10 protein-coding genes are annotated in these 12,719 nt (G+C 62.8%); 7 read left to right on the top strand and 3 right to left on the bottom strand.

From position 1 onward, the window contains the following. Nucleotides 1–57: 57 nt before the first annotated feature. The 3 genes from B9A11_RS03275 (at nucleotide 58) to B9A11_RS03265 (ending at nucleotide 4,266) form a co-directional block, all read left to right on the top strand. Nucleotides 58–591 carry a gamma-glutamylcyclotransferase gene (locus B9A11_RS03275; protein WP_058245793.1) on the top strand — a complete coding sequence of 178 codons (534 nt, stop codon included), beginning with the start codon at nucleotides 58–60 and terminating at the stop codon, nucleotides 589–591. A gap of 90 nt (nucleotides 592–681) precedes the next feature. After that, nucleotides 682–1,839 (top strand): hypothetical protein, encoded by a 1,158-nt coding sequence (locus B9A11_RS03270; RefSeq protein ID WP_058245794.1) that lies wholly within the window; start codon nucleotides 682–684, stop codon nucleotides 1,837–1,839. Further along, nucleotides 1,840–4,266, top strand: a complete 2,427-nt coding sequence (locus B9A11_RS03265; RefSeq protein ID WP_058245795.1) for a peptidoglycan -binding protein — start codon at nucleotides 1,840–1,842, stop codon at nucleotides 4,264–4,266. A gap of 56 nt (nucleotides 4,267–4,322) precedes the next feature. On the opposite strand, the gene B9A11_RS03260 is transcribed toward B9A11_RS03265, so the two are convergent. The 3 genes from B9A11_RS03260 to gloB all read right to left on the bottom strand — a co-directional run bounded on the left by B9A11_RS03260 (nucleotide 4,323) and on the right by gloB (nucleotide 8,517). Further along, complete coding sequence (locus B9A11_RS03260; RefSeq protein WP_058245796.1) at nucleotides 4,323–5,276, bottom strand: M23 family metallopeptidase; 954 nt, start codon at nucleotides 5,274–5,276, stop codon at nucleotides 4,323–4,325. Beyond that, the gene (gene clpA, locus B9A11_RS03255) at nucleotides 5,276–7,609 is read right to left on the bottom strand and encodes an ATP-dependent Clp protease ATP-binding subunit ClpA (protein ID WP_058245797.1); all 2,334 of its coding nucleotides are present in this window, start codon (nucleotides 7,607–7,609) and stop codon (nucleotides 5,276–5,278) included. Before clpA ends, B9A11_RS03260 begins: the two co-directional genes overlap by 1 nt. Before the next feature lie 146 nt (nucleotides 7,610–7,755). Continuing rightward, nucleotides 7,756–8,517 carry a hydroxyacylglutathione hydrolase gene (gene gloB / locus B9A11_RS03250; RefSeq protein ID WP_058245798.1) on the bottom strand — a complete coding sequence of 254 codons (762 nt, stop codon included), beginning with the start codon at nucleotides 8,515–8,517 and terminating at the stop codon, nucleotides 7,756–7,758. 62 nt (nucleotides 8,518–8,579) lie between these two features. On the opposite strand from gloB, the gene B9A11_RS03245 reads away from it, so the two are divergent. The 4 genes from B9A11_RS03245 (at nucleotide 8,580) to B9A11_RS03230 (ending at nucleotide 12,714) form a co-directional block, all read left to right on the top strand. After that, nucleotides 8,580–9,344 (top strand): methyltransferase domain-containing protein, encoded by a 765-nt coding sequence (locus B9A11_RS03245; RefSeq protein WP_058245799.1) that lies wholly within the window; start codon nucleotides 8,580–8,582, stop codon nucleotides 9,342–9,344. Nucleotides 9,345–9,717: 373 nt separating this feature from the next. Next, nucleotides 9,718–10,284 (top strand): F0F1 ATP synthase subunit delta, encoded by a 567-nt coding sequence (locus B9A11_RS03240; RefSeq protein WP_058245800.1) that lies wholly within the window; start codon nucleotides 9,718–9,720, stop codon nucleotides 10,282–10,284. Beyond that, nucleotides 10,285–11,823 (top strand): F0F1 ATP synthase subunit alpha, encoded by a 1,539-nt coding sequence (gene atpA, locus B9A11_RS03235; protein WP_058245801.1) that lies wholly within the window; start codon nucleotides 10,285–10,287, stop codon nucleotides 11,821–11,823. Between the two features lie 12 nt (nucleotides 11,824–11,835). After that, entirely contained in the window at nucleotides 11,836–12,714 is an 879-nt protein-coding gene (locus tag B9A11_RS03230) for a F0F1 ATP synthase subunit gamma (protein WP_058245802.1), read from the top strand. The last annotated feature ends 5 nt before the right edge of the window (nucleotides 12,715–12,719 follow it).

The raw sequence follows: 12,719 nt of genomic DNA, 5'->3' as shown, positions 1-12,719 counted from the left end.
CCTTTCGTTCGGCTTTGCATTGGTGTTTACAAGCCCCAAGAGACAAGGACCAGAACCATGACGCTTTGGGTATTCGGATACGCTTCTTTGCTGTGGAACCCCGGTTTTCCGGTGGTGGAACGCCAACACGCGCAGCTGACGGGCTATGCGCGGTCATTTTGCATGTACTCGATCCACCATCGCGGCACCGAAGAGCAGCCGGGCCTCGTGCTGGCCCTGGACGCCCAGGAAGGCGCGTCCTGCCAAGGGGTTGCCCTGCGCGCCGAGCCGGGGACCGAAGAGCAGACCCTGGCCTATCTGCGTGAGCGCGAGCTGATTTCCTCGGCCTATTACGAGGACACGGTCGAGCTGCATCTGGCCGATGAGCGCCGCGTTCAGGCCATCGCCTATATCATCGACCCGACCCACGTGCAGTACTGCCACCTGCCGCTCGAAGAGCAAGCCCGCCTGATCGCGCGGGCCCATGGCGGGCGCGGACCGAACACCGAATACCTCTATAACACCGCCCAGCACCTGGCCGAGATTGGCATCCCCGACCCGGATCTGGAATGGCTGACCGCGCAGGTCAAGGCGCTACAGGCCGCAGGTTAGGGCTATTCGTCGGGACTTGTTGATAAATTCTTGGCGATTTGTGGTTAACCGCGTAGGGTTCGGAAAACAAAACCAAGGCGTCAGGGGCACATGAGCCAGACCGACTTCGAGGCAGAGCCGCACTTTAGCCAACCCATCCGTCAGGTCATATTGATGCTGGCGGTCATCGGGCTGTCCGCATTCGGGGCGGTTCTGGCCGCGCCCAGCGTGCTGCCGGTGTTTGAAAGCAATCCCTATTTGAACGGCTTTATCGGCGTGGTGTTCATCATCGGCGTGCTGGCCTGTTTCTGGCAGGTGGCGCAGCTGATGACGTCGGTCCGCTGGATCGAGCGCTTTACCGCCAAGGGCGACCAAGGCGTGCGCGCCGATGCGCCGCAACTGCTGGCCCCGCTGGCGACGCTGCTGAAACGGCACGACCGGCGGATGCAGATCAACACCGCGTCTACGCGGTCGATTTTGGATTCCGTGGCGACCCGCATCGACGAAGCGCGCGAAATCACGCGCTACATCGTCAGCCTTTTGATTTTCCTCGGCCTTTTGGGGACGTTCTACGGCCTCGCGACCACCGTCCCTGCGCTGGTCGACACCATCCGCAGCCTCGCCCCGTCCGAGGGCGAAAGCGGCGTGCAGGTCTTTGGCCGCCTGATGACGGGGCTGGAAAGCCAGCTTGGCGGGATGGGCGTGGCCTTTGCGTCGTCTCTCTTGGGTCTGGCGTGCTCGCTGATCGTTGGCCTGCTGGAGCTGTTCGCGGGCCACGGGCAAAACCGCTTTTACCGCGAGCTTGAGGAATGGCTGTCGTCGATCACCCGCATCGGCTTTTCGTCCGACACCGATGGGCCGGATCTGGGCGCGGCGGGCTTGGTCCTTGACCGCATGGCCGAGCAGATGGAACGCCTGCAATTCCTCTTTGCCGAGGCGGAACAGGGCCGGTCCGAGGTGGATATGCGTCTTGCGCAGCTGGCCGACAGCATCGAGCGCATGACCGAACGGATGGAGGCAACCGCGCCGTCCGCGCAGGCGTTGGCGCGTGTGGCCGAGGGGCAAGAGCTGCTCGCCGAAGCCATCCGCGAGAAGGAAAGCAACGAAGGTCTGGACGCCGAAAGCCGGATGCGCCTGCGGTCGATCGACGTGCAAATGCTGCGGATTCTTGAGGAAATCAGCGCCGGGCGGCAGGAAAGCATGGCCGAGCTGCGCACCGATATTGCCGCTTTGGGTCGGGCCATGGCTGCCAAGCGGGGGCAGGGCTAGATGCCCTTGTCGCGGCGCACCGGCGCGCGTTTTCAGGCGAATATCTGGCCGGGGTTCGTGGATGCGATGACCGGCCTCTTGCTGGTGCTGACCTTTGTCCTGTCGATCTTTATGGTGATCCAGTTTGTCCTGAACGAGACGATCACCGGTCAGGAAACAGAGCTGGACACGCTGTCTGGCGAAATCGCCGCCTTGGCCGAGGCTTTGGGCGTGCAGGAACGGCGCAACGCCGATCTGTCCGGGCAGTTGGGCGAGCTGGAAAGCACGCTGACCGACCGCGACGCGCGCCTTGCGCAGCAGGACGGGTTGATCGCCTCGCTGACCGCTTTGAGTGACAGTCAGGCCGCGCAACTGGCTGAAGCATCTGAGCGGATCGCCAGGTTCGAGGACCGCGTGGCGAGCCTATTGGCCGAGCGTGACGATGCCTTGGGGCAGGTGACTGCGTTGGAAGGCGTGCGCGATGAGCTGACGTCCGAACGGGATGCTTTGAACGTCGCGCTGGCCTCGGCTCGGTCGGAAATGGACGCAGCGGCAGAGGCGGCGCGATTGGCAGCGTCGCGGCGTGAGGCTCTGGACGCTTTGGTCGCCGACCTGCGCGCGCAGAACGCCGACCGCGCGGCGCGGATTGGTGCGCTGAGTGCCGAATTGGCCGACACGCAGGCCGCCCTGACCGACGAAGAGGCGCAGCGTTTGGCCGAGGCAGAGGCCGCCGCTGCCCTGCGCGCCCGCCTTGAGGATGCCGACGCCGAACTGACGGCGATGACCATGGCCCTCGAAGCAGAGCGCGCCAAGGCCGAGGAAACCTTGACCCTTTTGGCCGCCGCGCGCGCCGCCGAGGACGACCTGAACGCGCAACTCGCCGCCGCTCTCTTGGCCGAGGCGCAGGCGAACGAACGGGTCGCGCAGGCTTTGCAGACTGGCGAGGCCGAAGCGCAGCAGTTGCAGGGCCGGATCGATACGCTAGAGGCGCAGGTCGCGCGGCTCGAAGGCACCTTGGCCGATACGCGCGCGCAAGGAGCGGTGGCCGATGACCGGCTGTCCGCTTTGCGCGACGAGCTGGCCGCCGAGCGTGAGGCCCGTGTCGCGGCGCAGACCGCCCGAGCCGAGGCCGAGGCGGCGCAGGCCGGGGCGGAACGCGCACTGGCGCAGGTGCAGGCTGGGGTTGATGCGCAGTCGACGCAACTGTCTGACTTGTCTGCGAAATTGGCTTCGGCTTTGGCGGACCTGACCGAGGCCGAAGCGCTGCGCACCGAGCTAGAGGCTGTCCGCCAGCGCAACGCCGCGCTGGTCGCGCAGGTGTCTGCCTTGCAAGGGGCTGCGGCGGATGAAGGCGCGTCGGTGGCCTTGTTGGAAAACGAGCGGGCGCGGCTGGCCGCTGACCTAGGGGCGGCACGCGCCGAGGCGGATCGCCTGCAAACGGCGCTGGATGCCGCGCGGACAGAGGCCGCCGGTTTGGCCGCGCGTCTTGAGGCGGCGCCAGACCGGGATGAGACGCAATCGCTGGAGGAACGCTTGGCCGCCGCTTTGGCCGAACGCATGGCCGTGGAGGCCACCGCGCAGGAAACGCGGGATCGGCTGACTGCGGCTCTGGCGGCGCAGCGCGCGGCGGAAACGGCTCTTGATGCGCGGCTCAGCGAGGCTGAAGAGCGGCAAATTTTGCTGTCCGAGGCGCGCAACCGGCTGGCGGTGTCGCAAGAGCGGACGAGCAAAGCGGAAAAGCAAGCGGAGCTGTTGAACCAGCAAGTGGCACAGTTGCGCGGTCAATTGGGCGAGTTACAGGCGCTTTTGGACGATGCAAAGGCGCGCGATGCGGCGGCTCAGGTCCAGTTGCAGAACCTTGGATCCGAGCTGAATGCCGCCATCGCGCGCGTGGCGCAGGAAGAGCGTAAACGCGCCCAACTGGAGCAAGAGAAAGCCGAGCGTCTGGCCGAAGAAAAAGCCCGGCTGGAGGCGGAAAAGCTGGACTTGGAACGCTATCGGTCCGAGTTCTTTGGCCGCCTGCGCGAGATCGTCGGAGAGCGTGAAGGGCTGCGGATCGAAGGTGACCGTTTCGTGTTCTCGTCCGAAGTGCTGTTCGATGCGGGGTCTGCGGATCTGTCGCCGCTGGGCAAACGCGAGATCGCGAAGGTGTCGAATATCCTGCGGGACATCTCTCGGGACATCCCCGAGGTTGTGGATTGGATCATCCGCGTGGATGGGCACACGGACGATGTGCCGCTGCGCTCCGGCGCGGATTTTGCAGACAACTGGGAGCTTTCGCAAGCGCGCGCGCTGTCGGTGGTGCGCGATATGATCGAAAGCTACGGTATCCCGCCGCAGCGCTTGTCGGCGAATGGTTTTGGCGAATTCCAACCGGTGAACCCGGCCCAGACCGCCGAAGCCCGCGCCCAAAACCGTCGGATCGAACTGAAGCTGACCGAACGGTAAGCGGGGGCAAATTCCTTGGTGAAGGAATTTGCAAATCTCTTATTTAAGAGATTTGGTCACCGTATGGTGACATGCGCAAAACGATGAGCGATGACTTGCCCGGCACGTGTCAACAGCGCTTCGCCAAGATACTCGCCTTTGGGCCAGCCGTCGGGCGGGGCCTTTTTCCCGAAAGCGCGCAAGAGGCTGACCTGAGGTGATTTTAGCACCGATGTGTTGTGGAAAATCGTTCCCTCTGGCCCATGGGCAGTAAAGGTCAGCACGTCGCCATGCTCTGCGTAGCCCAAGTGGGCCCAAGCCACGAGCGGCTGGTTGGCCGTGCTGGTGTCGATGCGGGCCTTGCCCGCGCGTCGTTCGGCCATACTGGGGACATGTTCGGAAAAGCCAGCGGTGATGATGCCGGTCGCCGTGTAGGCCGGCGGATCAAGCCACAGCGTTTCGCCGCCCGTGCCGCATTGGTCTTGGGCGCTGGGTTGGAAGGGATCAACGAGTGCGCCGTCATGGTATACGGTGATATGGGCATGGGGGTGGTTGGTCTGGCCGGACAGGCCGACGAGGCCCAGCGGGTCGCCGCGCTGGACGGTGTCGCCGGACAGCACGGTCAGCGAGCCTTTTTTCATGTGGCAGTAGAGCACTTGCCAGCCATTCCCATGGTCGATCAACGCCGCGTTGCCACAGGCGGTATCGGGCGTTACGCCACGCATCAGGCGGTCGTCGGGCATTCCGTCGCGGGTGCGTAGGACCGTTCCCGGGGCGACAGACAGCACGTCGACGCCGCTTTTGATTGTGTCAAAGCTTAGCAGGGCGATATCGGTGCCCTTGTGGCCATCGCGGGCGTTGATCCCGCAGGCAAAGTCGCGTTGGCGGCCTTGGGTTGGGTCTTGGTCGACGTAGTCCTCGATAAAGCAGGTCTTTCCGATGGTGCAGTCCACCGGCAGGCCCATACGAAAATCCTCTGCCATGCAGGGCACGGCAGAGGACAGGATCAGCGCTATTGCGCGTAAGATCATCAATCGGCGGTCAGTAGCGGCGGCTTTTTCGTGCCGATGCGCGGGCTTTCCGGGCCTTCGAGCTTCAGCACCAGTTCGCCATCCTTGACCGAGACCTTGGCGACGCCGCCTTTGGTCAGCTTGCCGAACAGAAGTTCCTCTGCCAGCGGCTTCTTGATGTGCTCTTGGATCACGCGGCCCAGGGGGCGCGCGCCCATCTTATCGTCATAGCCCTTGTCCGCGAGCCATTCGGCAGCGGCGCGGGTCAGTTCGATGGTCACGTTGCGGTCCATCAACTGGGCCTCAAGCTGCAACACGAACTTTTCGACGACCGAGAGAATGACCTCTTTGGGCAGCGGCGCGAAGGAGATCACAGCATCCAGGCGGTTGCGGAATTCCGGCGTGAACGTGCGTTCGATCGCGGCGGTATCCTCGCCCTCGCGGCGGTCGCGGCCAAAGCCGATGGCCGATTTGGCCTGTTCGGCGGCGCCCGCGTTGGAGGTCATGATCAGGATCACGTTGCGGAAATCCACCGTGCGGCCGTTATGATCGGTCAGTGTGCCGTGGTCCATCACCTGCAACAGGATGTTGTAGACGTCCGGGTGGGCTTTTTCGATCTCGTCGAGCAGCAGCACGCAGTGCGGGTGCTGGTCCACGCCGTCGGTCAGCTGACCGCCCTGGTCAAAGCCCACATAGCCCGGAGGCGCACCGATCAGGCGCGAGACCGCATGCTTTTCCATGTACTCGGACATGTCAAAGCGCAGCAGTTCGACGCCCAGCGTGCTGGCAAGCTGCTTGGCCACTTCGGTTTTACCCACACCGGTCGGACCGGCGAAGAGGTAGTTGCCGATGGGCTTTTCAGGCTCGCGCAGACCGGCCCGGGCCAGCTTGATCGCCGAGGACAGCGCGGTGATCGCATTGTCCTGACCAAAGACCACGCGCTTGAGAGTCTTTTCCAGATCCTTGAGCACTTCGGCATCGTCCTTAGAGACGTTTTTCGGCGGGATGCGGGCGATTTTCGCTACGACGGCCTCGATCTCCTTGGTGCCGATGGACTTGCGACGCTTGGAAGCGGCCACAAGATGCTGCGCCGCGCCAGCCTCGTCGATGACGTCGATGGCTTTGTCGGGCAGCTTGCGATCGTTGATGTAGCGCGCGGACAGCTCCACGGCGGTCTTGATCGCATCGCCGGTGTATTTGACGCTGTGATGCTCTTCGAAGTAGGGCTTGAGACCCTTGAGGATCTTGACGGTATCCTCGACCGACGGCTCATTGACGTCGATTTTCTGGAACCGGCGAGACAGGGCGCGGTCCTTTTCAAAGTGCTGGCGGAACTCTTTGTAGGTGGTCGAGCCCATGGTGCGCAGCTTGCCGCCCTGCAAGGCAGGTTTCAGCAGGTTGGACGCATCCATCGCGCCGCCAGAGGTCGCACCGGCGCCGATCACGGTGTGGATTTCGTCAATGAAAAGAACAGCATCGGGGTGCTCTTCAAGTTCGGTGACAACCGCCTTGAGGCGCTCTTCGAAGTCGCCGCGATAGCGGGTGCCCGCCAGCAACGCGCCCATGTCGAGCGAGTAAATCGTGGTCTCGGACAGCACTTCGGGGACTTCGCCCGCGACGATCTTGCGAGCGAGACCCTCGGCGATGGCGGTCTTGCCCACGCCGGGATCGCCCACCAACAGCGGGTTGTTCTTGCGGCGGCGGCACAGCACCTGAATGCAGCGCTCGACCTCGTGATCGCGGCCAATCAGCGGGTCAATGTCGCCCTCGTTCGCCTTGACGTTCAGGTCAACGCAATACTTGGCCAGCGCGGATTCCTTATCGGGACCAGCGGGGGCGGCGGTGTCAGACGCGCTCGCCTCTTCTTCGGCGTCGGTTGCGCCCTGAACCGGGCGCGGCTCGCCATAGGCGGGGTTTTTGGCCACGCCATGCGCGATAAAGTTCACCGCGTCATAGCGCGTCATGTCCTGCTCTTGCAGGAAATAGGCCGCGTTCGACTCGCGTTCGGCAAAGATCGCCACCAGCACGTTCGCGCCGGTCACTTCGGTGCGGCCAGAGGACTGCACATGGATCGCCGCGCGCTGGATCACGCGTTGGAAGGCCGCCGTGGGGACCGCTTCGGACCCTTCGATGTCGGTGACGAGGTTGGACAGGTCTTCGTCGATGAACTCGACCAGAGTGGTGCGCAGTTCCTCGGTGTCGACCGAACATGCCTTCATCACACGGGTGGCGTCCGGTTCGTCGATCAACGCCAAAAGCAGATGTTCAAGCGTTGCAAATTCGTGGCTGCGCGAATTGGCAAGCGCCAGCGCTGCGTGGATGGCCTGTTCAAGTGTGTTCGAGAATGAAGGCACGGGCGTGCTCCTCTTGTCTGCGCCGGGGTTGCCCCCAGCATTGCCTCTTAGTGTTAAAGTTTGGTCGATTAATTCCAACCTTCAAGTTTTTTCTGCGGCCTTTCTGTTCACGATCGGGGCAAACCCGGGTTTTGCTATGGGTTTGGTCAGAACCGATCCTTGCGCGCCCGGATTTCTGCAAACACGTCTGCATCGGCCGCGTCCGCCATCCCGAGGGACGCTTTGACGCTGGGCTCACTGGCACGCAGGAAAGGGTTGGTGGCCAGTTCGAGAGAGAGCGGCACCTGTGCCGTTGGCTCATCGCTCGCGCGGGCGGTTTCGATGTCGGTAACACGAGATTTAAGCGCATCATTGCCCGGTTCAATAGTGAGCGCAAACTTTGCGTTCGACGTGGTATATTCGTGGCCGGAATAGACCATTGTTTCCGGGGGCAGGGCGGCGAGTTTCGACAGGCTGTCCCACATCATCGCTGGGGTGCCTTCGAACAGGCGGCCACAGCCGCAGGCCATGAGGCTGTCAGCGGTAAAGAGCGCGCCCGCCTTGGGGTAGTAATAGGCCACGTGGCCCAGCGTGTGGCCGGGAACGCTGATGACCTGCATCTCGCCGTCGCCGCTGCCGCCGGTCATGCCATCGGGCAGGGCGAAATCCAGCGGGGGCAGCTTGGCCTCTTCGGCCTTGGGGCCCATGACCTTACAGCCGTATTTTTCGCGCAGCTCGGCGACGCCGCCCACGTGGTCGTGGTGGTGGTGGGTGATCATGATCACGTCCAGCCCCCAGCCGCGCGCGTCCAATGCGGCGATGATCGGGGCCGCTTCGGGGGCGTCGATCAGGGCCACGCCGTCGGGGCCGTTCACCAGATAGGCGTAGTTGTCGGACAGGCAGGGGATGGTGACGATATCCAAAGGCATGGTCTTTCCTCGCGCGGTTTGCCAAGTTAGCACCAGCGTGACGCATATCGCAGGGGGCTGCAATGCACCTAGACGTCAAGGATCTGAGAGATTTCTATTATCGCAGCGCGTTAGGCCGCGCCGCGCAAAAGATCATTCGCGCCCAGATGTTGGCGTTCTGGCCAGAGGCGCAGGGGCTGACGGTGGCGGGCTACGGCTTTGCGGTGCCGCTGCTGCGGCCTTATCTGCCCGACGCGCGGCGGGTGATCGGGATGATGCCCGCGCCGCAGGGGGTGATGCCCTGGCCCGCGTCGATGCCAAATGTCTCGGTCCTGTGCGAAGAGGCGCTGTGGCCTTTGGAAACGGGGCATGTGGACCGCCTGGTCTTGATGCACGGGCTGGAGACGACAGAGCGGCCTTCGGATGTGCTGGATGAGGCGTACCGCGTGCTGGGGCCGGGGGGGCAGGTGATGTTCATCCTGCCCAACCGCTCGGGGCTGTGGGCGCGGTCGGATCGCACGCCGTTCGGCTTTGGGCGGCCCTATTCCCTCAGCCAGCTCGAAGATCAGCTGAAGCGGCATGACTTCGTCGTCGAGGATTATGTCTCGGTGCTGTATCAGCCGCCGTCCTCGCGGCGGTTCTGGATGAAAACCGGCCCCATCTGGGAGCGTATCGGGCGCGCCATTCCCGCTGTCGCTGCCGGGGGCGTGATGATGGTGCTGGCGTCCAAACGCCACCCGCCGCAGAGACGCGGCCTGGGCGAGGCGGCGCGGGTGCTGAACCCGCTCGATGTGCTGGCGCCCAAGCCGGGCAAGGTGGCCGGGGCGAACCTGACGCGCGAGGCGTGAGGCTGGGTCGAATCGTGACCGGCTGGTCGGCCTTGTGATCACAGGCAAAGCGCTTGAAGCATCGGTTAATCACGTCCTGTCTCGCGCGTTGGCGTGGCCGATCCGCCGCAGCATTTGCCGGAATCGCGGCAAAATGGTCGAAAAAAGCGACGTCAAAAGGGGCTTTAGTGACGCAGGTTCAGGCAGTAATCCCCTAAGCACTTGTTTTCCTTAGGTTTGGCGCAAACGTTAAACTTTCCTTAGCATGTTGCGGCAAAGGCAGGGCTCTGCTACATCCGCCGCGATTTATGTGCCTTGAGGCAAATCAAGGCCGGCAACGCCCTCGATTGCCATCCACTTCGGATGCGCGATACGGGGGCATACTATCGGAAGGGTGGACGTGTCTGAATCAGCATCTGTTTCCTCCGGCATCGCCGAGCGCTATGCCACCGCCGTCTTCGAGATCGCAAAGGAGGGCAATGACCTCTCCAAGCTCGAAGCGAATCTCGACGACCTGTCTGCTGCGCTGAAAGACAGCGCAGACCTGCGCGATCTGTTGACCAACCCGGTCTACACGCGTGACCAGCAGGGCGCCGCGATCACGGCCATCGCCAACAAGATGGGTGTCATCCCCGCAGTTGCGAACGTTCTGGCGCTGATGGCGTCCAAGCGTCGCCTGTTCGTGGTGCCGCACATGGTGACCCGCCTGCGCGAGATGATCGCCGCAGAAAAAGGCGAAGTCACCGCCGACGTCGTGTCCGCCACCGCGCTGACCGACGCCCAGCAGAAATCGCTGGCCGACACCCTCAAGGCCAAGATTGGCCAGGATGTTAAGATCAATGCGACCGTTGATGAAACGCTCATCGGTGGTCTTGTCGTCAAAGTTGGCTCGAAGATGATCGATACCTCGGTCCGCTCCAAGCTCAACTCCCTCCAGAATGCAATGAAAGAGGTCGGATAAATGGGTATCCAAGCTGCAGAGATTTCTGCAATCCTGAAGGACCAGATCAAAAACTTCGGGCAGGAAGCCGAAGTTGCCGAGGTCGGTCGCGTGCTTTCCGTCGGTGACGGTATCGCCCGTGTGCACGGCCTCGACAACATTCAGGCTGGTGAAATGGTCGAGTTCCCGGGTGGGATCATGGGCATGGCGCTGAACCTCGAAACCGACAACGTCGGTATCGTGATCTTCGGCTCTGACCGTGACATCAAAGAAGGTGACACCGTCAAGCGCACCAACTCGATCGTGGACGTTCCCGCCGGCGACGCCCTGCTGGGCCGCGTTGTGGACGGTCTGGGCAACCCGCTGGACGGCAAGGGCGCCATCGAGGCATCCGAGCGCCGCGTGGCAGACGTCAAGGCACCGGGCATCATCCCGCGTAAATCGGTGCACGAGCCGATGGCAACCGGCCTCAAGGCTGTTGACGCGATGATCCCGATTGGCCGTGGCCAGCGTGAACTTATCATTGGCGACCGTCAGACCGGTAAGACCGCTGTGGCTCTGGACGCGATCCTGAACCAGAAGTCCTACAACGACGCCGCCGCTTCGGACAACGAAAAGCTGTACTGCATCTACGTTGCAGTTGGCCAAAAGCGTTCGACCGTTGCTCAGCTGGTGAAAAAGCTCGAAGAAACCGGCGCGATCGAATACTCGATCGTCGTGGCCGCAACCGCGTCCGACCCGGCACCGATGCAGTTCCTGGCCCCCTACGCCGCGACCGCAATGGCCGAGTACTTCCGCGACAACGGCAAGCACGCGCTGATCATCTATGATGACCTGTCCAAGCAGGCCGTGTCCTACCGTCAGATGTCCCTGCTGCTGCGCCGCCCGCCGGGCCGTGAAGCGTACCCGGGTGACGTTTTCTACCTCCACTCGCGCCTGCTGGAACGTTCGGCAAAGCTGAACGAAGACAACGGCTCGGGCTCGCTGACCGCTCTGCCGATCATCGAAACCCAGGGCGGCGACGTTTCGGCGTTTATTCCGACCAACGTGATCTCGATCACCGACGGCCAGATCTTCCTCGAAACCGAACTGTTCTACCAGGGCATCCGCCCCGCCGTGAACACCGGTCTGTCGGTTTCGCGCGTTGGCTCCTCGGCTCAGACCGACGCCATGTCGTCTGTTGCTGGCCCGGTTAAGCTGTCGCTGGCTCAGTACCGCGAAATGGCGGCCTTTGCCCAGTTCGGCTCCGACCTCGACGCCGCGACCCAGCAGCTGCTGAACCGTGGTGCGCGTCTGACCGAGCTGATGAAGCAGCCGCAGTACTCGCCGCTGACCAACGCAGAAATCGTCTGCGTCATCTTCGCCGGCACCAACGGCTACCTCGACAAGGTCGCGGTCTCCGACGTTGGTCGCTGGGAGCAGGGTCTGCTCAACTTCCTGCGCGGCAAGAAAGCCGACTTCCTGGCTTGGATCGAAGCTGAAGATCCCAAGTTCAAGAAGGGCGAGCCCGTGGACAAGATGAAAGCGGTTCTCGACGAATACGCCGCCGACTTCTCGTAAGGGGATCATCTGATGCCCAGCTTGAAGGACCTTAAAACAAGGATCGAGTCGGTCAAGTCGACCCGCAAGATCACCAAGGCCATGCAGATGGTCGCGGCAGCAAAACTGCGCCGCGCCCAGGAAGCGGCCGAGGCGTCCCGCCCCTACGCGGAACGCTTCAACGGTGTGATGGCGTCGCTGGCGGCTTCGGTCGGTGACAGTGAAAGCGCGCCCCGGCTTTTGGCCGGGACGGGCAAGGATGACGTGCATCTGCTGGTCGTGATGACCGCAGAACGCGGTCTGTGCGGCGGCTTCAACACGAACATCGTGAAGCTGGCCAAAGCTCGGGTTGCCGAGCTGCGCGCGGCTGGCAAGACGGTCAAGATCCTGACCGTCGGCAAGAAAGGCCGTGAGCAGCTGAAGCGTGACTTTGCCGACCTGTTCGTCGGTCACGTGGACCTGAGCGAGGTCAAGCGTTTGGGCTATGCCAACGCGCAGGACATCGCACGCGATATCCTGGGTCGGTTCGATAACGATGAGTTCGACGTGGCGACGATCTTCTTTGCCAAGTTCAACTCGGTCATCAGCCAGGTACCCACCGCAACGCAGATCATCCCGGCATCTTATGAGGCCGCGGAAGAGCAGGACGGTGCATCGACGCTCTATGACTATGAGCCCGATGAAGAAGCCATCCTTGCCGACCTTCTGCCGCGCGGCGTGGCCACGCAGATCTTCTCGGCGCTGCTCGAGAACGGTGCATCCGAACAGGGCGCCCGTATGTCGGCCATGGATAACGCAACGCGGAACGCAGGTGATATGATTGATCAGCTCACCATCGAGTTCAACCGCTCGCGTCAGGCCGTCATCACGAACGAACTGATCGAAATTATTTCGGGCGCCGAGGCGCTCTAAGAAAC

The sequence above is a fragment of the Tropicibacter naphthalenivorans genome (assembly GCF_900176475.1).
Lineage (GTDB): Bacteria > Pseudomonadota > Alphaproteobacteria > Rhodobacterales > Rhodobacteraceae > Tropicibacter > Tropicibacter naphthalenivorans.
This window is presented reverse-complemented; position numbering and strand designations above follow the sequence as displayed.

Excerpts from the sequence above, each read along its gene's own strand:
- B9A11_RS03275 (WP_058245793.1), top strand. The coding sequence starts at position 58 with ATGACGCTTTGGGTATTCGGATACGCTTCTTTGCTGTGGAACCCCGGT.
- B9A11_RS03270 (WP_058245794.1), top strand. The coding sequence starts at position 682 with ATGAGCCAGACCGACTTCGAGGCAGAGCCGCACTTTAGCCAACCCATC.
- B9A11_RS03265 (WP_058245795.1), top strand. The coding sequence starts at position 1,840 with ATGCCCTTGTCGCGGCGCACCGGCGCGCGTTTTCAGGCGAATATCTGG.
- B9A11_RS03260 (WP_058245796.1), bottom strand. The coding sequence starts at position 5,276 with ATGATCTTACGCGCAATAGCGCTGATCCTGTCCTCTGCCGTGCCCTGC.
- gloB (WP_058245798.1), bottom strand. The coding sequence starts at position 8,517 with ATGCCTTTGGATATCGTCACCATCCCCTGCCTGTCCGACAACTACGCC.
- B9A11_RS03245 (WP_058245799.1), top strand. The coding sequence starts at position 8,580 with ATGCACCTAGACGTCAAGGATCTGAGAGATTTCTATTATCGCAGCGCG.
- atpA (WP_058245801.1), top strand. The coding sequence starts at position 10,285 with ATGGGTATCCAAGCTGCAGAGATTTCTGCAATCCTGAAGGACCAGATC.
- B9A11_RS03230 (WP_058245802.1), top strand. The coding sequence starts at position 11,836 with ATGCCCAGCTTGAAGGACCTTAAAACAAGGATCGAGTCGGTCAAGTCG.